The following is a 19,278-nucleotide window of genomic DNA, read 5'->3' as shown; positions in this document are numbered from 1 at the left end:
AAGGACCTCCGACGAAGAGATCGCCATGCTGCGCCGCCGGCGCCATCCTGTCTGTCATCGAAACCGATGACATGGGATGGAAGCTCTACCGGAACGTCACCCCTTCGGACCGCACACCGGAGGTCAAGGGCGCTTCAATTCGGGATAGATCGTCATCAGCTGCATGGCCACGCCGTTGGTCCAGCCGAAGCCGTCCTGCAGGACGTATTCGCCGCCGCCGGCTTCGCCGCGACCGTCCACCACGTTGTACTTCTCGACCAGCCTGCCGCTGCCGGCGTAGACCTGCTGCACCTTGCCCATCCAGCGCGTCGCGATGTCGCGCGCAAGCGCATCCTGGCCATAGCGCCGGAGACCGTCCACCGCGACCCATTGCAGCGGCGCCCATCCGTTGGGCGCATCCCATTGCTGGTCGGTCGGGGTCGGCGTCGTCACGAGGCCATACGGCTTCACCAGTTCCTTGCCTGTCCAGGCGGCCACGCGCGCTGCCTGCGCCGGTTCCGCGAGGCCGACGAACAGCGGGTACAGCGTGGCGGCACCCGGTCGGCCAGTCGGCTGCTGCTTGACCCACTGGTAGTCCACGTAATGGCCGCCGGCTTCGTTCCACAGGTACTTCTGCACCGCCAGCCGGCGGCGTTCGGCGCGTTGCGTGAAATCGCTGGTGCACGCGGTGTCCTGCACGCGCTCGCAGCCCAGGCGGATCGCGCTCTCCAGACCGTACAGCAGGCTGTTCAGGTCCACGGGCACGACCGCGGTGGTTTCGATGGTGGCCAGCGTCTTGCCGTCGGCGAACCAGCGGCTGCTGAAGTCCCATCCGCTTTCCGCGGCGGCGCGCACGTCGCGATAGACCTCGGCGGCGGGGCGGCTGCTCTTCTTCGCCAGTGCGACATCTTCCGCATACGACTCGTCGCGCGGCACGGCGCGGTCGTCGTAGTAGCGGTTCAGCACGCTGCCGTCGGCCAGCGCCACCACCCGGCGGTGCGCGGTGCCGGGCTTGAGGCCGCTCGCGCCCTCCATCCAGAACGCGTACTCGCGCTGCAGCTGCGGCAGGTAGCGCGCATAGGCGCCGGCCTCGTCCTGCGTGGACAGGAGGCCGACCATCTTGAAATAGAAAGGCGGTTGCGACCGGCTCAGGTAGTAGCTGCGATTGCCGTTCGGAATATGGCCGTAGCGGTCGATCAGGCTCGCGAAATTGCCGACCATGTCGCGTATCGCGCGCGGCTCGCCGTTCTGCAGCAGCCCCAGCATGGTGAAGTACGAGTCCCAGTAGTACACCTCGCGAAAGCGCCCGCCCGGCACCACGTAGGGTCCGGGCAAGGGCAGCAGCGAGGAACCGGCGGCGGGCTTGCGAGGTTGCTGCGTCAGGTGCGGCCAGAGACTCGCGATGTGCTGCGCGAGCGACTGCGAACGATCGCTGACGTAGACGTCGCCGTTGTCCTGCGGCAGATTGAAATGCTGCCGCACGAAGCTGGACAGGTCGAAACCGGGGCGGTCCTTCTCCCGCCTGTACTGCGCGGCGACGGTGGCGGGCGAGCTCTTGGGTACGGCATCGACGAAAGTCTTGCCGTCCTTGAAGACCTGGCCCAGCTGCACCGCGGCGAACAGCTCCGGATACAGCGCGGAAGGCGGCGCCGGGTACGCCGCGGCAGGCCTGGAGGCAACGAGTACTTCGGCATTCGCGGGCGCGTCGAACGCGCCGAATGCCAAGCCAGCCATCACGGCGGCAGCCGCAACCATCGAGAAGCGCGGACGACGATGCAGCGTGGCCGCGAATGCCTGGGTCATGTCGGTCTCCCCTGTGTTGGTCAGCGGAAACTTTACAGGACGGGTGGCGATCGGCGATCGTCACCCTGTCGCCCGGCGGGGCTTCAGGCCAGGGCGCGTTGGATCAACAATTTCTGGATGTCCGACGTGCCTTCGTAGATCTGGCAGACGCGCACATCGCGGTAGATGCGTTCGAGCGGAAAGTCGTTCACGTAGCCGTAGCCGCCCAGCGTCTGGATGGCGGCGCTGCACACGCGCTCGGCCATCTCGCTCGCGAAGAGCTTGGCCATCGCCGCTTCCTTCAGGCACGGCAGGCCCGCGTCTCGCAGGCTCGCGGCATGCCAGATCAGCTGGCGCGCGGCTTCGAGCTGTGTCGCGCATTCGGCCAGGCGAAAGCCCACGGCCTGCTGGTCGAAGATCGAGCCGCCGAAGGCCTGGCGCTCCTTGGCGTAGGCCAGCGCCACGTCGAACGCGCTGCGCGCCATGCCCACGCTCTGCGCGGCGATGCCGATGCGGCCGCCTTCGAGCGCGCCGAGCGCGATCTTGTAGCCCTCGCCTTCGGCGCCGATCAAGTTTTCCGCCGGGATGCGGCAGCCGTCGAAGTTGATCTGCGCGGTGTCGCTGCTGTGTTGGCCGAGCTTGTCTTCCAGGCGTGCGACGGCGTAGCCGGGCGCGTCGGTGGGCACGATGAACGCGCTCATGCCGCGCTTGCCTGCGCCCTTGTCGGTCACCGCGATGACGATCGCAACCTGCCCGTTCTTGCCGCTGGTGATGAACTGCTTGACGCCATCGATCACGTAGCCGTCGCCGTCCTTGCGCGCGGTGGTGCGCAGGCTCGATGCATCGCTGCCGGCCTGCGGCTCGGTGAGGCAGAAGGCGCCGAGCATCTGGCCTTGCGCCAGCGGCTCGAGCCACTTCTTCTTTTGCTGCGCGTTGCCGTAGCGCATGAGGATGGCGTTGACCGGGCAGTTGGTCACGCTGATCGCGGTGCTGGTGCCGCCGTCTCCGGCCGCGATTTCTTCGAGCACCAACGCGAGCGTGAGGTAGTCCAGGCCCGCGCCGCCGTGCTCTTCGGGCACGCAGATGCCGTAGGCGCCCAGCGCCGCGAGGCCCTGGTGCGCTTCCTTCGGGAAGCTGTGTTCGCGGTCCCACTTGGGGGCGTTGGGCCAGAGTTCGGCTTGCGAAAAATCGCGCACCGCGTCGCGGATGGCTTCCTGGTCGGCACTGAGCAGCATGGTGTGTCTCCTTCTTCTTTCTTCTTCGTGCTTACTTGCCTGAGCCCAGGTCCATGATCAAGCGCGCGGCCATGTACAGGCGGCGCGGGATGCTGCTGATGTCCACGTACTCGGCCTTGTCGCTGTGATAACCGAAGCCCGGCAGGCCCAGGCTCTCGATGACCGGCTTGCCCGAGAGCGCCGCATAGGCCGCATCGGTGCCGCCGCCGGTGCGCTCTTCCACGCCGAGGTTGCCGCCGGCTTCCTTGTAGAAGGCCACGGCCTTGTCGACCAGCTTCTTGCCGCCTTCGCCCGCGTTGAAGGCCGGACGGCCGCGCGTGACCAGCACCTTGACATCGGCTTCGGGCAGCTTCTTTTGCTGCGCCTTTTCTTCGAGCGTCTTCATGGCGGCCTCGAAGTCTTCGTTGCGCGCGTAGCGCACGTCGGCATTCAGAGTGGCGCTCGCCGGGATGATGTTCGACACGTTGCCGGCCTTGGCGATGGTCCAGTTGAAGCGCAGGTTCTTCGCCTTGTCGTCGATGCTCATCGTGCGCAGCACGAGGTCCGAGGCCTCGACCAATGCATTGACGCCCAGCTCCGGCGCGGCGCCCGCGTGCGAGGCCTTGCCGGTGATGTTGACCTGCACGTAGGCGATGCCCGAGGTGCCGAGCGAGAGCTTTTCGTCGCCCGCGCCGGTGGGCTCGAACGAGAGCACGTAGTCGGCCAGCCTGGCCTCTTCCTGGATCAGGTCGCGCGAGCCGAAGGAGCCTTTTTCCTCGTCGGTGTTGAACAGCACGGTGATGGTGCCGTAGTCGCGCACGCCGTAGTCCTTCAGCAACTTGAGCGTGTGCAGGATGACCGCGTTGCCGCCCTTGTCGTCGGCGATGCCGGGGCCGTAGGCCTTGTCGCCCTCGACCTTGAACGGCGCCTTGGCGAGCGTGCCCTTCAGGTACACCGTGTCCATGTGCGAGAGCAGCAGCAGGTTCTTGCCGCCGCGGCCCTTGAGCTTGCCGATGATGTTGTCGCCGACCACGATGCCGGCCGACTTGCTGCGCGTGACGGTGAAGCCCAGCGTCTTGAGTTCGCCTTCCAGGTAGTTGCCGGCGGCGGCAATGCCTTCGGCGTCGCCCGTGCCGGTCTCGATGTTGACGAGTTTTTCCAGCGTCTTGACGACCGCGGGCTGCTCGTCGGTCGCGGCCTGGAACAGCACGTTGTCGCGCTTTTGCGCCCAGCTGGCGGCAGGTGCCAGGAAGGCGGTGGCCAGCAGGGTGGCCAGGGCGGTGCGGTGGATGGATGGGCGCATGAAATTTCCTGCTCTGACGCAATATTGATTGTTGAAATGCCGGATGGCGAAAGCCGGCGCGCCCTCCCTCGGACGCCGTCGGCCCGTGCTGTTTAGAGCAATTCGAGTGCCACGGCGGTGCCTTCGCCGCCGCCGATGCACAGCGTGGCCACGCCGCGCTTCTTGCCGCGCGCCTTCAGCGCATGGATCAGCGTGACCATGATGCGCGCGCCGCTCGCGCCGATCGGGTGGCCCAGCGCGCAGGCGCCGCCGTTCACGTTGACGATCTCGTGCGATACATCGAGCTCGTGCATCAGCGCCATCGGCACCACGGCGAAGGCCTCGTTCACTTCCCAGAGGTCCACGTCCTTGACGGTCCAGCCGGTTTTCTTGAACAGCTTGGCGACCGCGCCGACCGGGGCGGTGGAGAACCACTCGGGCTCCTGCGCATGCGTGGCGTGGCCGACGAGGCGGGCGATGGGCTTGGCGCCGATCTTCTTCGCGTGCGACTCGGTCATCATCACCAGCGCGGCGGCGCCGTCGTTGATCGACGAGCTCGATGCGGCGGTGATGGTGCCGTTCTCTTTCTTGAACGCGGGCTTGAGCGTGGGGATCTTGTCCAGCTTGACCTTGCCCGGTCCTTCGTCGATGGAGATCACGGTGTCGCCGCCGCGGCCCTTCACGGTGACGGGGGTGATCTCTTCCTTGAACGCGCCCGATTCGGTCGCGGCCTTGGCGCGCTGCACGCTGGCAATCGCGAAGGCGTCCTGCTGCTCGCGGGTGAACTTGTACTTGGCCGCGCAGTCTTCGCCGAAGGTGCCCATCGAGCGGCCCGGCTGGTAGGCGTCCTCCAGGCCGTCGAGCATCATGTGGTCATAGATCTTGTCATGGCCCATGCGGTAGCCGCCGCGGCCCTTGAGCATGAGGTAGGGCGCGTTGGTCATGCTTTCCATGCCGCCCGCGACGATCACGTCGTGCGTGCCGGCCAGGAGCAGGTCGTGCGCGAGCATCGCGGCCTTCATGGCCGAGCCGCACATCTTGCTGAGCGTGACCGCGCCCGCGCTGTCGGGCAGGCCGCCCTTGTACGCGGCCTGGCGCGCCGGCGCCTGGCCCTGGCCGGCCATGAGGCAATTGCCGAACAGCACTTCGCCCACGCTCTCGGGCGCGATGCCGGCGCGCTCGACCGCGGCCTTGATGGCAGCGCCGCCCAGGTCGTGCGCGGAGAGGGAAGAAAAGTCGCCTTGAAAGCCACCCATGGGGGTGCGGGCGGCGCCGACGATGACGATGGATTCGGACATGAGGGTCTCCTTCTGAAATGTGATGAAAGTGAAACGGACGACCGCAGCCGTGGCGGCAATCGGTCAGAAATGGGTCGCGTGCCCCTCGTGCTGGAAGCGCTGCGATTCTTCGTACGGGAACACATCGAGCATCTGCCCTGCCTGGATGCGTTCCTTGTGGTGCTGCCAGAAGGCAGCGTCGAGCAGGTCGGCGTGGTGCGCCATGAAGGCGGCGCGCACGTCCTTGTTGCCGAGCAGGAAGGGCTCGAAGGTCTCGGGGAACACGTCCTTCGGGCCCACCGAGTACCAGACCTCGCCGCTCATCTCGTCTTCCTCGTTGCGCGGCGCGGGGACCTTGCGGAACTTGCAATCGGTGATGTATTCGATCTCGTCGTAGTCGTAGAACACCACCTTGCCGCCGCGCGTGACGCCGAAGTTCTTCCACAGCATGTCGCCGGGGAAGATGTTGGCGGCGACCATGTCCTTGATGGCGTTGCCGTACTCGACCACTGCGTGCTCCAGCTGGTCTTTCGCTCGCTTCGCATGGGCCGGGCTCTCGGGGTCGGCCAGCGTGTCGAAGGCTTCCTGCAGGTAGATGTTCAGCGGGATCATGCGGCGCTCGATGTAGACGTGCTTGAGCACCACTTCCATCTCCCCGTTGCCGTCGCGGTCGCCGATCTCCAGCTGGCTGGGCGCGAACTTCTGGATCTCCTCGATCAGCCCGGGCTCGAAGCGATCCAGCGGAAAACCCACGTCGCTGTATTCGAGCGTGTCGGCCATGCGGCCCACGCGGTCGTGCTGCTTCACGAGCATGTACTTGCCCTTGATCTGCTCGCGCGTGGTGTCCTTCTGCGGCGGATAGAAGTCCTTGATGACCTTGAACACGAACGGGAACGACGGCAGGTCGAACACCAGCATGACCATGCCCTTGATGCCGGGCGCGATGCGAAAGCGGTCGCTCGAATAATTCAGGTGCGAGAGAAAGTCGCGGTAGAAGAGCGTCTTGCCCTGCTTGGCCAGGCCGAGCGCGTTGTAGATTTCGGCGCGCGGCTTGCGCGGCATGAGCGAGCGCAGGAACTGCACCCAGGCCGAGGGCACTTCCATGTCGACCATGAAGTAGGCGCGCGCAAAACTGAAGAGCATCTGCAGGTCGTCTTCGCCGAAGAGCGCCGCGTCGATGTAGAACTTGCCGGTGCTGTCGTGCAGGATCGGCAGCGAGAACGGGATCTCGGTGAAGCCGTTCATGATCTTTCCGACCACGTAGGCGCCCTTGTTCCGGAAGAACAATCCCGAGAGCACCTGCAGCTGGAAGTTGGCGCGCAGCTTGACCTGGTGAAAGCGGTTCAGGATGACGTGCGCCACGCGCTCGGCATCGCGCCGCTTGTTCGCATAGCTGCCCTGCAGCGCGAAGTCGTCGAGCATCTGCACGAGGGTGTCCGCCAGCGTGTCGTGCGCGGGGTAGTAAGGGCGGTAGGTCGGCGCGCCGCGCGGCTCGATGTACTCGGTGCTGATCGCGGGGCGAACGAAGATGAAATCGTTCTGGAAGTACGCGCGGTGCAGGATCTTGGTGGTCACCGAGTTGAAGAAGCTCTCGGCCAGCTCGGGCTGGTGGTGGTCCACCAGGAGGCCGATGAAGTGCAGCTTGACCTGGTGCCACACCTCCATCGGCTGCTCGCCGGCCTTGAACTCTTTCTCGAGCCGGGCCACGGCCTCGTTCACGCGCAGGTCGTAGAACTCGATGCGCTCGCGCTGCGCCCGCTGCTGGCCATGCCAGTCGGCGGTTTCGAAACGGTGCTTGGCGCGCGCCGATTCGGCGCGGAACAACCGGTAGTGCCGGTTGAACCCATCGATCATCGCCTTGGCGATGTCGTAGGCCAGCGGTGAATCGAGGCGCTGCGGGAACATGGGCCCGGCCGGATTACTTCGCCGTGCCTTCGGTGCCGTCGGCGCCCGCCTGCGCGGAAGGCGAGGACAGCGCCGCCGCGCCCGCCGGCTTGCTCCACTTGTAGCGAATGCGCTGCACCGCGGCCTTGTACGCCGCATCCAGCGGCTTGGCGCCGTCCACGCTCAGGCCCAGGTCCTGCAGGAGGCCGTCGTGCACGCCGAAGGTCCAGCCGTGGATCAGCACCTTCTGGCCGCGCGCCCAGGCATCGACCATGACGGTGCTCACGGCCACGTTGACCACCTGCTCGGCCACGTTGAGTTCGCACAGCGCATCGACGCGCACTTCTTCGGGCAGGCTCTCGATCATCACGCTGTGGCGGTCGCGCACGTCCTGGATGTGGCGGATCCAGTTGTCGGCCAGGCCGATGCGCTTGCCGCTGAGGGCTGCCTTCACGCCCGCGCAGCCGTAGTGGCCCACCACCATGATGTGCTCGATCTTCAGGTGCTCCACCGCGAACTGGATCGCCGAGAGCGCGTTCAGGTCGGAATGCACCACGATGTTGGCGACGTTGCGGTGCACGAACACTTCACCCGGTTCCAGGCCGGTGATCTGGTTGGCGGGCACGCGGCTGTCGGAGCAGCCGATCCACATGTAGCGCGGCGTCTGCTGCTTCACCAGGCCGGTGAAGAAGCCGGGGCGGTCGCGTTCCATCTGTGCGGACCAGGCACGGTTGTGGGCGAACAGGTCTTCGAGGTTGTTGTCGGACATAGGTCTTGATTGTCGATGAGTCGTGTGCCGGTCAGGGCATCTGGGCCGCCTTGGCCGCTTTCTGGGCACGTGCCAGGGTGGCGCGGCCCTTTTTCTCGTGCTCCCGCACTTCGGCGAGATTGGCCTGCAGTTCGTCCATTTGCGCCTCCAGCTGCGCCCGGTGCGCCCCCAGCACGCCGAGGAACTTCTGCAGCTGCGGCACGGTGTCGCGCGGGCTGTCGTACATGTCCAGGATGTCCTTGGCCTCGGTCAGGCTCAGGCCCAGGCGCTTGGCGCGCAGCGTGAGCGTGAGCCGCGCCCGGTCGCGCGCGCTGTACACGCGCTGCAGGCCGGCGCGCTCGGGCGTGATCAGGCCCATGTCCTCGTAGAAGCGGATCGCCCGCGTCGTGAGGTCGAATTCCTTCGCGAGCTGGCTGATGGTGAAAGTTGGCGCGGACATGGAAGAAAAGGACGTTTCAGGACCGCCAGGAGGGGCGTTACGGGGGCGACAGCAGGTTTGGGCCGTGCTCCCTACAATGATGCCACCTACACATGACGTTTACGTAAACGTCAATCTTACATGAACCTCCTCGAACGCGAACTCCACTACACCCTGGGCGACACCCTGCCCGCGCCCGGCGAAGCCCTGGAAGTCGCGCCCGGCGTGCGCTGGATCCGCATGCGGCTGCCCTTTGCGCTGGACCACATCAACCTCTGGCTGCTGCGCGACACCATCGATGGCGTGGAGGGCTGGAGCGTCGTCGATTGCTGCATCTCGCACGACGAGGCGCGCGCGCAATGGGAGCAGATCTTCGAGACGCAGCTAGAGGGCCTGCCGATCCTGCGCGTGATCGTCACCCACATGCATCCCGACCACATCGGCCTGGCTGCCTGGCTGTGCGAGCGCTGGAATGCGCCGCTGTGGATCAGCGCCACCGACTACCACGTGGCCCGCGTGCTGAGCACCGCCGGCGACACGCTGGCGGGCGGCGATGCGGCGGCGGACTTCTTCGCCTCGCACGGCATGACCGACGCGGAGGGCATCGCCAAGATCCGCGCGCGCACCAACTACTACGCGAACATGGTGCCCTCGGTGCCCGACCGCTACGTGCGCATGATGGACGGCGACATCGTCACCATCGGCGGCCGCGGCTGGCGCTGCATCAGCGGCTACGGCCATGCGCCGGAGCACATCGCGCTCTATTGCGACGAGCAGAAGCTGCTGCTGGGCGGCGACATGATGCTGCCGCGCATCTCGACCAACGTGAGCGTGCATGCGGGCGAGCCCGAGGCCAACTCGCTGCGGCTCTTCCTGGACAGCATCGACAGGTTCAAGGCGCTGCCCGTCGACACGGTGGGCCTGCCCTCGCACGGCAAGCCGTTCACCGGCATCCACCGCCGCGTGGACCAGCTGCAGGAGCACCACCGCGACCGGCTGGCCGAACTGCTCGAAGCCTGCACCGCGCGCGCGCTCACGGCGGCCGAGGGCCTGCCGATCCTCTTCAAGCGCGAGCTCGACCTGCACCAGATCACCTTCGCGATGGGCGAGACGGTCGCGCACCTGCACCTCTTGTGGTTCTCGGGCCAGGTGAAGCGCGAGCTGGGCAAGGACGGCGTCTACCGCTTCGGCGCCGGGAACGCCACCGCCTAGGCATTTAGACTCGCCGGATGGACACACTGGCCGAGCTGCGAGCGGGCCGGCTGGCAGGCGCCACCCGACTGGACCTCGCGTGCGGACTCACCGAGTTCCCGCGCGAGATCTTCGACCTTGCCGACTCGCTCGAAACACTGAATCTCTCCGGGAATGCGCTCGATGCACTGCCCGATGACCTGGGCCGGCTGCATCGCTTGCGCGTGCTGTTCTGCTCGGACAACCGCTTCACGTCGCTGCCCGAATCCATCGGCCAGTGCCATGGCCTCGACATCGTCGGCTTCAAGGCCAACCGCATCCGCAGCGTGCCGGCTGCTGCACTGCCGCCGTCGCTGCGCTGGCTGATCCTCACGGACAACCAGGTCGAGGAACTGCCCGATGCGCTGGGCCACTGCACGCAAATGCAGAAGCTCATGCTGGCGGGCAACCGGTTGCGTCGGCTGCCCGATTCGATGGCCGCGTGCCGGCAACTCGAACTGCTGCGCCTCTCCGCCAACCACTTCGAGGCGCTGCCCGATTGGCTGCTCTCCTTGCCGCGCCTCTCGTGGCTTGCGGCTGCGGGCAATCCCTTTGATACGCAGGCCGAAGATGCCGCCATCACGGCGCAGTCCGTGCCGCATGTGGCCTGGCAAGACCTCACGCTCGGCAAGAAGCTCGGCGAAGGCGCATCGGGCGTGATCCATCAGGCCACGCTGGGGCCTTCGCAGCAGGAAGTGGCGGTCAAGCTTTTCAAGGGTGCGGTCACGAGCGACGGCTGGCCGCACAGCGAGATGGCCGCCTGCATCGCGGCCGGCGCGCACCCCACGCTGATCGCCGCGCAGAGCCGGATCGACGGCCACCCCGATGGCACCGAAGGCCTCGTGATGGCGCTGGTGCCGCCGTCTTTCCGCACGCTCGCAGGGCCGCCGAGCCTCGCATCGTGCACGCGCGATGTCTATGCGGACGATGCGCAATGGACCTCCGATGTCGCGCTGCGCATCGCACACGACATCGCCTCCGCCATGCAGCACCTGCACGCGCGCGGCATCCTCCACGGCGACCTCTACGCGCACAACATCCTGTGGAATGCGCAAGGCGGCGGCCGGCTGGGCGACTTCGGTGCGGGCTGGATGACGGGCTCGCTCGATGCGCGCCAGGCCGCGGCCTTGCAGCGCCTGGAGATGCGCGCCTTCGGCTGCCTGCTCGAAGAACTGCTGGAGCGCTGCAGCGGTGCGCCGCCTGTCGCCATGTCCGCACTGAAGGACCGCTGCTTGCACCCCGACGTGTCCTCTCGCCCGTCCTTCGCCGAAGCGCTGTCGGTGCTTCAGCAAGAAGCCGCGCGATGACCGGCCACCGGCTGCCGCTGCCCACCCGCGACGGCGTTGGCCCGAGCTGCGTCGGCCTGCCCTACGGCCCCTGGCCGACGATTGCCGAGTTCCTGATCGAGCGCTTCCCCGCCATCACGCGCAATGCGTGGCTGGAGCGCATCGTGGCGGGCGACGTGATCGACGAGCATCGCATCCCCGTCACCATCGAGCGGCGCTACGAATCGCCGCTGCGCGTCTACTACTACCGCACGCTCGACGGCGAAGTGCACATCCCCTTCGAGGAGCAGGTGCTGTTCCAGGACGAGCAGCTCGTGGTGGCCGACAAGCCCCCCTTCCTCCCCGTCACGCCCACCGGCAAGTACCTGCAGGAGAGCCTGCTCGTGCGGCTCAAGCGCAAGCTGAAGATCGACGACCTCGTGCCGCTGCACCGCATCGATCGCGGCACCTCGGGCCTGGTGCTGTTCTCGGTGCGCCGCGAGACGCGCGGCGCCTACCAGCAGATGTTCCCGGAGCGCCGCATCGCCAAGCACTACGAAGCCGTGGTGCCGTGGCAGGAAGGCGTCTCGTCGGTGCCCGGCACCTACCGCAGCCGCCTTGTCGACGACGAGCACTTCATGCGCATGCGGGAAGCGCCGGGCGAGCCCAACGCCGAGACGCACATCCAGGTGCAAGAGGTCCGGGGCGGCCGCGCGCTGCTGAAGCTCTCGCCCGTCACTGGCCGCAAGCACCAGTTGCGCGTGCACTGCCTTGCGCTGGGCATGCCGATCGAGAACGACCCCATCTACCCCGTGCTGTTGCCCGAGAACACCGACGACTTCGACAAGCCCCTGCAATTGCTGGCCAAGTCCGTCGCCTTCCAGGACCCGGTCACCGGCGACCTGCGCAGCTTCACGAGCCCCCGGAGCCTGTCGCTGGCACCAAGGTGACGCGGCGCGGGCACGCTCGGCACTAAGCTCGTTTCCTGAAATCTTTCACTCAGGAGACACCGGCACCATGGACACCACCCAACTCTTCTCGCTGAAGGGCCGCACCGCCTTGATCACCGGCGGCTCGCGCGGCATCGGCCGCATGATCGCCGAGGGGTTCCTCGCCCAGGGCGCGCGCGTGTACATCTCGGCGCGCAAGGCCGCGGCCTGCGACCAGACCGCCAAGGAACTCTCGGCCTTCGGCCATTGCGTGTCGCTGCCGGCGGACGTGTCCACGGTCGAAGGCGCGCAGGCGCTGGTCGCGGCCTATGCGAAGCACGAAAACTCGCTCGACATCCTGGTCAACAACGCCGGTGCCGCCTGGGGCGCGCCGTATGAAGAGTTTCCCGAAAGCGGCTGGGACAAGGTGGTCGACCTGAACCTGAAGACGCCCTTCTTCCTGACCCAGGCGCTCACGCCGATGCTCAAGAAGGCCGCGACCGATCACCTCTCGAAGGTGATCAACATCGCCTCGATCGACGGCATCTCGGTGAACCCGCAGGAAACGTATTCGTATGCGGCCAGCAAGGCCGGCTTGATCCAGCTCACGCGCCGCATGGCGCTGCGCCTCGCGCAAGACCGCATCGTGGTGAGCGCCATCGCACCGGGCGCCTTCGCCTCCGACATGAACAAGGATGCGCGCGACCACGGCGACGAGGTCAAGGGCCGCATTCCCGCGGGCCGCATCGGCACGCCCGAGGACATGGCCGGCGCCGCGATCTACCTGGCCTCGCGCGCGGGCGACTACGTGATGGGTTCCACGCTCGTCGTCGACGGCGGCGTGACGCACGCGCGCTGAGCGCATGCGCCGCGCGAGCGCTCGTCAGTGGTTGTCGCGCGGCACGCCGAAGGTGGCGTGGATCTTCTGGTACTTGATCGCCGGCTTGAGCACCATGCCCTCGGAGAGCTCATCGACCACCGAGCGCTGGATCTCCTGCCACGGCGTCTGGCTCGGCGGGTACGGGTAGCCGCCGGCGGCTTCGAGCTTCTGGCGGCGCTTGGCCAGCTCTTCGTCGGACACCAGCATGTTCGCCGTGCGTTTCTTCAGGTCGATGCGCACGCGGTCGCCGGTCTTGAGCAACGCCAGCGCACCGCCGGTCGCGGCTTCGGGCGATGCGTTCAGGATCGATGGCGAGCCCGAGGTGCCCGACTGCCGCCCATCGCCGATGCAGGGCAGCGCGGTGACGCCCTTCTTCAGCAGGTAGGCCGGCGCGCGCATGTTCACGACCTCGGCCGCGCCCGGGTAGCCCACGGGGCCCACGCCGCGCATGAACAGGATGCTGCGCGCATCGATCTTCATCTTCGGATCGTCGATGCGGCGGTGGTAGTCCTCCGGTCCGTCGAACACCACGGCCGTGCCTTCGAAGGCCATCGGGTCGGCCGGGTCCTCCAGGTAGCGGCTGTGGAACTCGGGCGTGATCACGCTGGTCTTCATGATCGCGGAGTCGAACAGGTTGCCGCTGAAGTCGAGGAAGCCGGCGTTCTTCATCATCGGCTTGGCGTACGGGAAGATCACCTTCCGGTCTTCGGTGAAGCGCCCCTCGCAGTTCTCGATGATGCTCTTGCCGTTGGCCGTGAGCGCGGGCTGGATCTTGCCCTTGGCGATCAGCTCGGCCACCACCGCGGGCACGCCGCCCGCGCGGTAGTAGTCCTCGCCCAGGTACTCGCCGGCCGGCTGCAGGTTGACCAGCAGCGGAATCTTGTAGCCGTGCTTCTCCCAGTCGCCGGTGGTCAGCGGCACGCCGATGTGGCGCGCAATGGCGTTCAGGTGGATCGGCGCATTGGTCGAGCCGCCGATGGCGGAGTTCACGACGATCGCGTTCTCGAACGCGGCACGCGTGAGGATGTCCGAGGGCTTGAGGTTCTCGCGCACCATCTCGACGATGCGCTTGCCGGTGAGGTAGGCCATCTCCTGGCGGTCGCGGTACGGTGCGGGAATGGCGGCGCTGCCGGGCAGCGTCATGCCCAATGCCTCGGTCAGCGAGTTCATCGTGGAGGCCGTGCCCATGGTGTTGCAGTGGCCGGTCGACGGGGCCGACGAGGCCACCAGCTTGAGGAACCCGGTCTCGTCGATCTCGCCCGCCGCCAGCAACTCGCGCGCCTTCCACACGATGGTGCCCGAGCCCGTGCGCTCGCCCTTGTACCAGCCGTTGAGCATGGGCCCGGAGTTCAGCGCGATGGCCGGGATGTCGACCGTGGCGGCTGCCATCAGCTGTGCCGGCGTGGTCTTGTCGCAGCCGGTGGTCAGCACCACGCCGTCGAGCGGGTAGCCGTACAAAATTTCGACCAGCGAGAGGTACTGCAGGTTGCGGTCCAGCGAGGCGGTCGGGCGCTTGCAGGTTTCCTGGATCGGATGGATCGGAAACTCGAAGGCGATGCCGCCCGCATCGCGGATGCCCTCGCGCACGCGCTCGGCCAGCACCAGGTGGTGGCGGTTGCAGGGGGCGATGTCGGAGCCGGTCTGCGCAATGCCGATGATCGGGCGGCCCGACTGCAGCTCCTCCAGGCCGAGCCCGTAGTTCATGGTGCGCTCCAGATACAGCGCCGTCATATCGGTGTTGGCCGGGTTGTCGAACCAGGCCTGCGAACGCAGCTTGAGCGCAGCCGGGGACTTCTTCGAGGCGCTGCTCTTCGGCTTGGATGTGGACACGGGCGTGGGGCTCTTCTTCTTGCTCATCAGGACATTCCCTTCAGTGTTTCTGCCGCATTCGGGAGCGCGGCGCAATCGGCGATGTATTGGCGAACGATGTCTGCAAAATTCTCGTGCGGATGCAGGCCGAGCCGGGCCGCGCGCTCGGCCGTGGCACCGGCGGGCCAGTTGGCCACGATGCCGGCGATGCGCTCGTCGCGCTCGAAGCGCACCAGCGCGCGCACCTTGGGGCCGGCCACTTCCTCGAGCGCATCGAGCATGTCGCTCACGCGCACGTTGAGCGCCGGCAGGTTGAGCGCGGCGCGTCCGCCGAAGGCCTCGCGGCTGGCTTCGTAGACGGCGATGAGGCCATCGACCGTGCGCGCCGGCGAGGTCATCGGGTGCGACACGTCGGGCGACACCGGGCAGACCGATTCGACGCCCGCCAGCGGCTCGCGGATGATGCCGCTGAAGAAGGACGAGGCGGCGCCATTGGGGCGGCCCGGGCGCACGGTGACGGTCATCAGCCGCGCGGCGCGGCCGTCGATGTAGCCCTTGCGGGTGTAGTCGGAGATGAGGTGCTCGCAGACCAGCTTCTGCGTGCCGTAAGAGGTCTGCGGCAATGGCAGCGTGTCGTCGGCCACCAGCTCGGGCAGCGGCACCGAAGGGTCGGGCCCGAACACCGCAACCGAGCTGGAGAACACCAGCCGCGTCACCTTGCCGCCTGCAGCCACGTTGGCACGCAGCGCATCGAGCAGCGCGCGCGTGCTGTCCAGGTTGGAGCGCAGGCCCAGGTCGAAGTCCGCTTCGCATTCGCCCGACACGGCCGATGCGAGATGGAACACGCCGTCGAAGGCTTCCGTCTTCAGCGCCTCCGTCTGCGCGAGCAGCGGGCCGGTGCGGGCTTCCACGCGCGCATCGGCCAGCAGGTCGGCGGGCGGCGGCGCGATGTCGGCCAGCACCAGCCGCTCGATGCGCTGGCCGGCCAGCGTGCCGCGCGCGAGCAGCGCTCGCGCAAGTCGGGAGCCGACGAAGCCGCCGCCTCCGGTGATCAACAGTTTCATGGGGTGTCCCTCTTCGTTCTCTGGGTGGTGCCGGTTGTACGTTGGGCGGTGCTTGCCGGTGCGGCCTTGCGCAGCGCCTGCGCCGCGGCGCGACGGCGTTGCCCGGTGATGACACCGCCTTCGACGAGCCGCTGCTCGCCGCGGATCAGGTGTTGCGTGGCGTGATGGCGCGCGGCCACGGGGTCGCGCGCCGCGATGGCTTCGACGATGGCGCGGTGCTCGTTCTGCACGGCTTCCATGAAGTCGAGCCGGCGCGCCTCGTTGCCGCGGGTGATGCGCATGCCTTCGCGCAGGTACTGCTCCAGAAACCCGAGCAGCAAACGGAATTGCGGATTGCCGGTGGCCTCGCCGATCACGCGGTGAAAGGCCAGGTCCTCGGCCACGCCGTCGTGCCCTGCCGCCGCGGCAACATCGATGGCCTTCAGCGCGCGCCGCAGCGCCGCGATCTGGCTGCGCGTCGCGCGCTTGGCGGCGAGCGCGGCGATCTCGCCTTCGAGTACGCGGCGCACCTCGACCACGTGCACGACCGCCTGCACCGACTCGAGCACGGCGGGGTCGAAAGCCAGCGGCCGATTGAGCGGCGCCTGCGCCACGAACACGCCCAGCCCTTGCCGCGATGTGACCAGCGCCTGCGACTTGAGCTGATGCACCGCCTCGCGCACCACGGTGCGCGAGACGCCGTGCGAGGCCGCCAGCTGCAACTCGGTGGGAAGGCGATCGCCGGGCCGCAGCGCGCCCGATTCGATCTGTGCCGCCAACCGCGAAGCGAGCCGGTCGGACAGGCGGTCCGTGACCAGAGGAAAGGAATCTGAGAGGGCGGTGGCCTGCACGGCAGCGGGAAAGTGAAGCACGGTTATCGGGTCATCATACAAGTCAACAGGGAGTTTCTCGTACCGGTTTGCCCTGATACCGGTTTCAAAACCGAGTGCCGATACTGCGCGGGCTGCTGCGATGCGGAGGTCTCCGTGTTGCTCCCCTTCCCGCGATTTGTCAGGACTCCTTGCATGGCCAGTGTCACGATTCAGGCGGTCAAGAAGCGATTCGGCGAAGTCGCCATCCTTCACGGGGTGGACATCGACATTGCCGACGGTTCGTTCACGGTGCTGGTGGGCCCCTCGGGCTGCGGCAAGTCGACCTTGCTGCGCATGATCGCGGGGCTGGAAGAAGTCCATGGCGGCGAGATCCGCATCGGCGATCGCCGCGTGAACGACCTGCCGCCCAAGGAACGCGATATCGCGATGGTGTTCCAGAACTACGCGCTCTATCCGCACATGACCGTGCGCGACAACATGGCCTTCGCCCTCTCGCTGGCGAAGATGGACAAGGCCACCATCGACAGCAAGGTGACGCGCGCGGCCGAAATTCTTGCGCTCGCGCCGCTCTTGGAGCGCTATCCGCGCCAGCTCTCGGGCGGCCAGCGCCAGCGCGTGGCGATGGGGCGCGCGATCGTGCGCGATCCGCAGGTGTTTCTTTTCGACGAGCCGCTCTCCAACCTCGACGCCAAGCTGCGCGTGGCGATGCGCAGCGAGATCAAGGAGCTGCACCAGCGGCTGAAGACCACCTCCATCTACGTCACGCACGACCAGATCGAAGCCATGACCATGGGCGACAAGATCGTGGTGATGCGCGACGGCCGCATCGAGCAGACCGGCAGCCCGCTGGACCTGTACGACCATCCGGCCAACCAGTTCGTCGCGGGCTTCATCGGCTCGCCGGCCATGAACTTCCTGCCCGGCACGCTGCGGCGCGCGGGCGGCGCGGCGCATGTCGAACTCCCTGACGGCACACGGCTCGATGCCCCCATCCACGCGGGCGGCACCGACGGCCAGCCCGTGGTGTACGGCACGCGCCCCGAGCACCTGACCCTGGGCGCGAGCGGCGGCATTCCGTCGCGCGTGGTCGTGATGGAGCCGACCGGCATGGACACCTTCGTCGCGTGCCGCCACGAGGGCGCGGAGCTCTCGGCCGTGTTCCGCGAGCGCTACGACTTCGCGCCCGGCAGCACGATCCATCTCTTGCCCGACCTCGAACGCGCGCACCTGTTCGATGCCGAAAGCGGCCTGCGCCTGGCCGCCTGAAGGCACGCCCGATTTTTTGCTTTGTCTTTGGTTCACACCGGTCCATTTACAACGAAGGAGACAGCCATGAGTGATTTCAATCGCCGCAAGTTTCTCGAGAGTTCGGCCGGCGTTGCCGCCGCCGCGACTGTCGGCACGGGCAGCGCCCTGTTCGCACCCTTCGCGCAGGCGCAGAACCTGACGTTCAAGCCCGAGAAGGGCGCCAAGCTGCGCGTGCTGCGATGGAGCCGCTTCGTGCAGGGCGACATCGACGCCTACATGGCCAACGTCAAGAAATTCACCGAGGCCACGGGCGTGGAAGTGCGCGTGGACAACGAAGGCTGGGAAGACGTGCGCCCGAAGGCCGCGGTGGCCGCCAACACGGGCGCCGGCCCCGACATCATCCTGTCGACCAACGACGACGCCAACCTCTATCCCGACAAGCTGCTCGACGTGACCGACCTGGCCGAATACCTCGGCAAGAAATACGGCGGCTGGTACCCGGCGGGCGAAGCCTTCATGCGCCCCGACGGCAAGAAGTGGCTGGGCCTGCCGCTGGGCGCCTCGGGCTCGCTCATCGTGTACCGCGAGAGCATGGTCAAGGCCGCGGGCTTCGCGGCCTTCCCCAAGACCACCGACGACTTCCTGAAGCTCTACAAGGCGCTCAAGGAAAAGGGCACGCCCGGCGGCATGGCGCTGGGCAACGCGACCGGCGACAGCACCTGGTGCAACTGGCTCATCTGGTCGCACGGCGGCAAGCTGGTCGACAAGACCAACAAGGTGGTGATCGACAGCCCCGAGACGCTCAAGGCGCTGGAGTACGGCAAGGAGCTCTATGCCAACTTCATTCCGGGCACGCTCTCGTGGCTCGATCCGAACAACAACAAGGCCTTCCTGGACGGGCAGATCAGCGTCACCAACAACGGCATCTCGGTCTACTACGCGGCCAAGAATTCGGCCGACCCGAAGGTCAAGGAAATGGCCGCGGACATCAACCACGCGGTGTTCCCCATCGGGCCGGTGGGCGTGCCGACGGAGTCGCACCTGTTCTTCAACCAGATGGTCATGAAGTACACGAAGTTCCCGCAGGCGGCCAAGGAGTTCCTGCGCTTCATGATGGAGAAGGAACAGTTCGACCCCTGGCTGCAGGGCGGCGGCGGCTACGTGGCGCAGCCCCTGCGCTTCTACGAGAACAGCGCGATCTGGACCTCGGACCCGAAGAACATGCCCTACCGCGACTCGGTGAAGAACCTGCGCCCGGGCGGCTACGACGGCAAGCTGGGCTACGCCTCGGCGGGCGCGGCGGCGGACTTCATCATTCCGAACATGGTGGCCGAGGCCGCCAGCGGATCGAAGACGCCCAAGGAAGCGGCCGAGCGCGCGCAGAAGCGTGCCGAGCGCTATTACAAGGTCTGACAGGCTCTGATCGTTCCACCTCC

At 67.0% G+C, this 19,278-nt stretch carries 16 protein-coding genes; 6 read left to right on the top strand and 10 right to left on the bottom strand.

The window, feature by feature from the left end:
* Nucleotides 1-123: 123 nt before the first annotated feature.
* The 7 genes from treF to BM133_RS29700 all read right to left on the bottom strand — a co-directional run bounded on the left by treF (nucleotide 124) and on the right by BM133_RS29700 (nucleotide 8,626).
* Nucleotides 124-1,782 (bottom strand): alpha,alpha-trehalase TreF, encoded by a 1,659-nt coding sequence (treF, locus tag BM133_RS29730; protein WP_093442205.1) that lies wholly within the window; start codon nucleotides 1,780-1,782, stop codon nucleotides 124-126.
* Between the two features lie 83 nt (nucleotides 1,783-1,865).
* Nucleotides 1,866-2,996: an acyl-CoA dehydrogenase family protein gene (locus tag BM133_RS29725; protein WP_093442202.1), complete on the bottom strand. Its 1,131-nt coding sequence runs from the start codon at nucleotides 2,994-2,996 to the stop codon at nucleotides 1,866-1,868.
* Between the two features lie 31 nt (nucleotides 2,997-3,027).
* Entirely contained in the window at nucleotides 3,028-4,278 is a 1,251-nt protein-coding gene (locus BM133_RS29720) for a M20 family metallopeptidase (protein ID WP_093442200.1), read from the bottom strand.
* 92 nt (nucleotides 4,279-4,370) lie between these two features.
* The gene (locus BM133_RS29715; protein WP_093442197.1) at nucleotides 4,371-5,555 is read right to left on the bottom strand and encodes an acetyl-CoA C-acyltransferase; all 1,185 of its coding nucleotides are present in this window, start codon (nucleotides 5,553-5,555) and stop codon (nucleotides 4,371-4,373) included.
* 63 nt (nucleotides 5,556-5,618) lie between these two features.
* Nucleotides 5,619-7,439: a bifunctional isocitrate dehydrogenase kinase/phosphatase gene (gene aceK, locus BM133_RS29710; protein ID WP_093442195.1), complete on the bottom strand. Its 1,821-nt coding sequence runs from the start codon at nucleotides 7,437-7,439 to the stop codon at nucleotides 5,619-5,621.
* A gap of 13 nt (nucleotides 7,440-7,452) precedes the next feature.
* Nucleotides 7,453-8,187, bottom strand: a complete 735-nt coding sequence (can, locus tag BM133_RS29705) for a carbonate dehydratase (protein WP_093442193.1) — start codon at nucleotides 8,185-8,187, stop codon at nucleotides 7,453-7,455.
* A gap of 31 nt (nucleotides 8,188-8,218) precedes the next feature.
* Nucleotides 8,219-8,626, bottom strand: coding sequence for a MerR family transcriptional regulator (locus BM133_RS29700; RefSeq protein ID WP_093442191.1), 408 nt, complete (start codon nucleotides 8,624-8,626; stop codon nucleotides 8,219-8,221).
* Nucleotides 8,627-8,746: 120 nt separating this feature from the next.
* Here BM133_RS29700 and BM133_RS29695 point away from each other — a divergent pair, with 120 nt between their 5' ends.
* From BM133_RS29695 to BM133_RS29680, 4 genes are all read left to right on the top strand, one after another.
* Nucleotides 8,747-9,817, top strand: coding sequence for an MBL fold metallo-hydrolase (locus BM133_RS29695; RefSeq protein ID WP_093442188.1), 1,071 nt, complete (start codon nucleotides 8,747-8,749; stop codon nucleotides 9,815-9,817).
* Between the two features lie 17 nt (nucleotides 9,818-9,834).
* Entirely contained in the window at nucleotides 9,835-11,142 is a 1,308-nt protein-coding gene (locus BM133_RS29690; RefSeq protein ID WP_093442186.1) for a leucine-rich repeat-containing protein kinase family protein, read from the top strand.
* Complete coding sequence (locus tag BM133_RS29685) at nucleotides 11,139-12,050, top strand: pseudouridine synthase (RefSeq protein WP_093442183.1); 912 nt, start codon at nucleotides 11,139-11,141, stop codon at nucleotides 12,048-12,050. The genes BM133_RS29690 and BM133_RS29685 overlap by 4 nt, the downstream gene beginning before the upstream one ends.
* A 67-nt stretch (nucleotides 12,051-12,117) precedes the next feature.
* A complete protein-coding gene (locus BM133_RS29680; protein ID WP_093442181.1) occupies nucleotides 12,118-12,888 on the top strand; it encodes an SDR family oxidoreductase in 771 nt (256 codons plus the stop codon).
* Nucleotides 12,889-12,912: 24 nt separating this feature from the next.
* Here BM133_RS29680 and BM133_RS29675 read toward each other — a convergent pair whose 3' ends face one another.
* The 3 genes from BM133_RS29675 to BM133_RS29665 are packed head-to-tail and all read right to left on the bottom strand — an operon-like array spanning nucleotide 12,913 to nucleotide 16,612.
* On the bottom strand, nucleotides 12,913-14,766 hold the full coding sequence (locus BM133_RS29675; protein ID WP_177224981.1) for an IlvD/Edd family dehydratase: 1,854 nt from the start codon (nucleotides 14,764-14,766) through the stop codon (nucleotides 12,913-12,915).
* A complete protein-coding gene (gene denD / locus BM133_RS29670) occupies nucleotides 14,766-15,782 on the bottom strand; it encodes a D-erythronate dehydrogenase (RefSeq protein ID WP_093442179.1) in 1,017 nt (338 codons plus the stop codon). The genes BM133_RS29675 and denD overlap by 1 nt, the downstream gene beginning before the upstream one ends.
* Nucleotides 15,779-16,612, bottom strand: coding sequence for a FadR/GntR family transcriptional regulator (locus BM133_RS29665; RefSeq protein WP_093442176.1), 834 nt, complete (start codon nucleotides 16,610-16,612; stop codon nucleotides 15,779-15,781). The genes denD and BM133_RS29665 overlap by 4 nt, the downstream gene beginning before the upstream one ends.
* A gap of 174 nt (nucleotides 16,613-16,786) precedes the next feature.
* Here BM133_RS29665 and BM133_RS29660 point away from each other — a divergent pair, with 174 nt between their 5' ends.
* Both BM133_RS29660 and BM133_RS29655 read left to right on the top strand, forming a co-directional pair.
* Nucleotides 16,787-17,860: an ABC transporter ATP-binding protein gene (locus BM133_RS29660; RefSeq protein ID WP_093442175.1), complete on the top strand. Its 1,074-nt coding sequence runs from the start codon at nucleotides 16,787-16,789 to the stop codon at nucleotides 17,858-17,860.
* 66 nt (nucleotides 17,861-17,926) lie between these two features.
* Nucleotides 17,927-19,255 carry an ABC transporter substrate-binding protein gene (locus BM133_RS29655; protein WP_093442172.1) on the top strand — a complete coding sequence of 443 codons (1,329 nt, stop codon included), beginning with the start codon at nucleotides 17,927-17,929 and terminating at the stop codon, nucleotides 19,253-19,255.
* The last annotated feature ends 23 nt before the right edge of the window (nucleotides 19,256-19,278 follow it).

Source organism: Variovorax sp. 770b2 (assembly GCF_900115685.1).
GTDB lineage: Bacteria > Pseudomonadota > Gammaproteobacteria > Burkholderiales > Burkholderiaceae_C > Variovorax.
Note: the sequence above shows the minus strand (reverse complement) of the source record. Positions and strands in the feature narration are given on the sequence as shown.

Coding starts and splice junctions, on each gene's coding strand:
- BM133_RS29695 (WP_093442188.1), top strand. CDS start 8,747: ATGAACCTCCTCGAACGCGAACTCCACTACACCCTGGGCGACACCCTG.
- BM133_RS29700 (WP_093442191.1), bottom strand. CDS start 8,626: ATGTCCGCGCCAACTTTCACCATCAGCCAGCTCGCGAAGGAATTCGAC.
- treF (WP_093442205.1), bottom strand. CDS start 1,782: ATGACCCAGGCATTCGCGGCCACGCTGCATCGTCGTCCGCGCTTCTCG.
- BM133_RS29715 (WP_093442197.1), bottom strand. CDS start 5,555: ATGTCCGAATCCATCGTCATCGTCGGCGCCGCCCGCACCCCCATGGGT.
- denD (WP_093442179.1), bottom strand. CDS start 15,782: ATGAAACTGTTGATCACCGGAGGCGGCGGCTTCGTCGGCTCCCGACTT.
- BM133_RS29680 (WP_093442181.1), top strand. CDS start 12,118: ATGGACACCACCCAACTCTTCTCGCTGAAGGGCCGCACCGCCTTGATC.
- BM133_RS29675 (WP_177224981.1), bottom strand. CDS start 14,766: ATGAGCAAGAAGAAGAGCCCCACGCCCGTGTCCACATCCAAGCCGAAG.
- BM133_RS29655 (WP_093442172.1), top strand. CDS start 17,927: ATGAGTGATTTCAATCGCCGCAAGTTTCTCGAGAGTTCGGCCGGCGTT.
- BM133_RS29685 (WP_093442183.1), top strand. CDS start 11,139: ATGACCGGCCACCGGCTGCCGCTGCCCACCCGCGACGGCGTTGGCCCG.
- can (WP_093442193.1), bottom strand. CDS start 8,187: ATGTCCGACAACAACCTCGAAGACCTGTTCGCCCACAACCGTGCCTGG.
- BM133_RS29725 (WP_093442202.1), bottom strand. CDS start 2,996: ATGCTGCTCAGTGCCGACCAGGAAGCCATCCGCGACGCGGTGCGCGAT.
- BM133_RS29720 (WP_093442200.1), bottom strand. CDS start 4,278: ATGCGCCCATCCATCCACCGCACCGCCCTGGCCACCCTGCTGGCCACC.
- aceK (WP_093442195.1), bottom strand. CDS start 7,439: ATGTTCCCGCAGCGCCTCGATTCACCGCTGGCCTACGACATCGCCAAG.
- BM133_RS29690 (WP_093442186.1), top strand. CDS start 9,835: ATGGACACACTGGCCGAGCTGCGAGCGGGCCGGCTGGCAGGCGCCACC.
- BM133_RS29660 (WP_093442175.1), top strand. CDS start 16,787: ATGGCCAGTGTCACGATTCAGGCGGTCAAGAAGCGATTCGGCGAAGTC.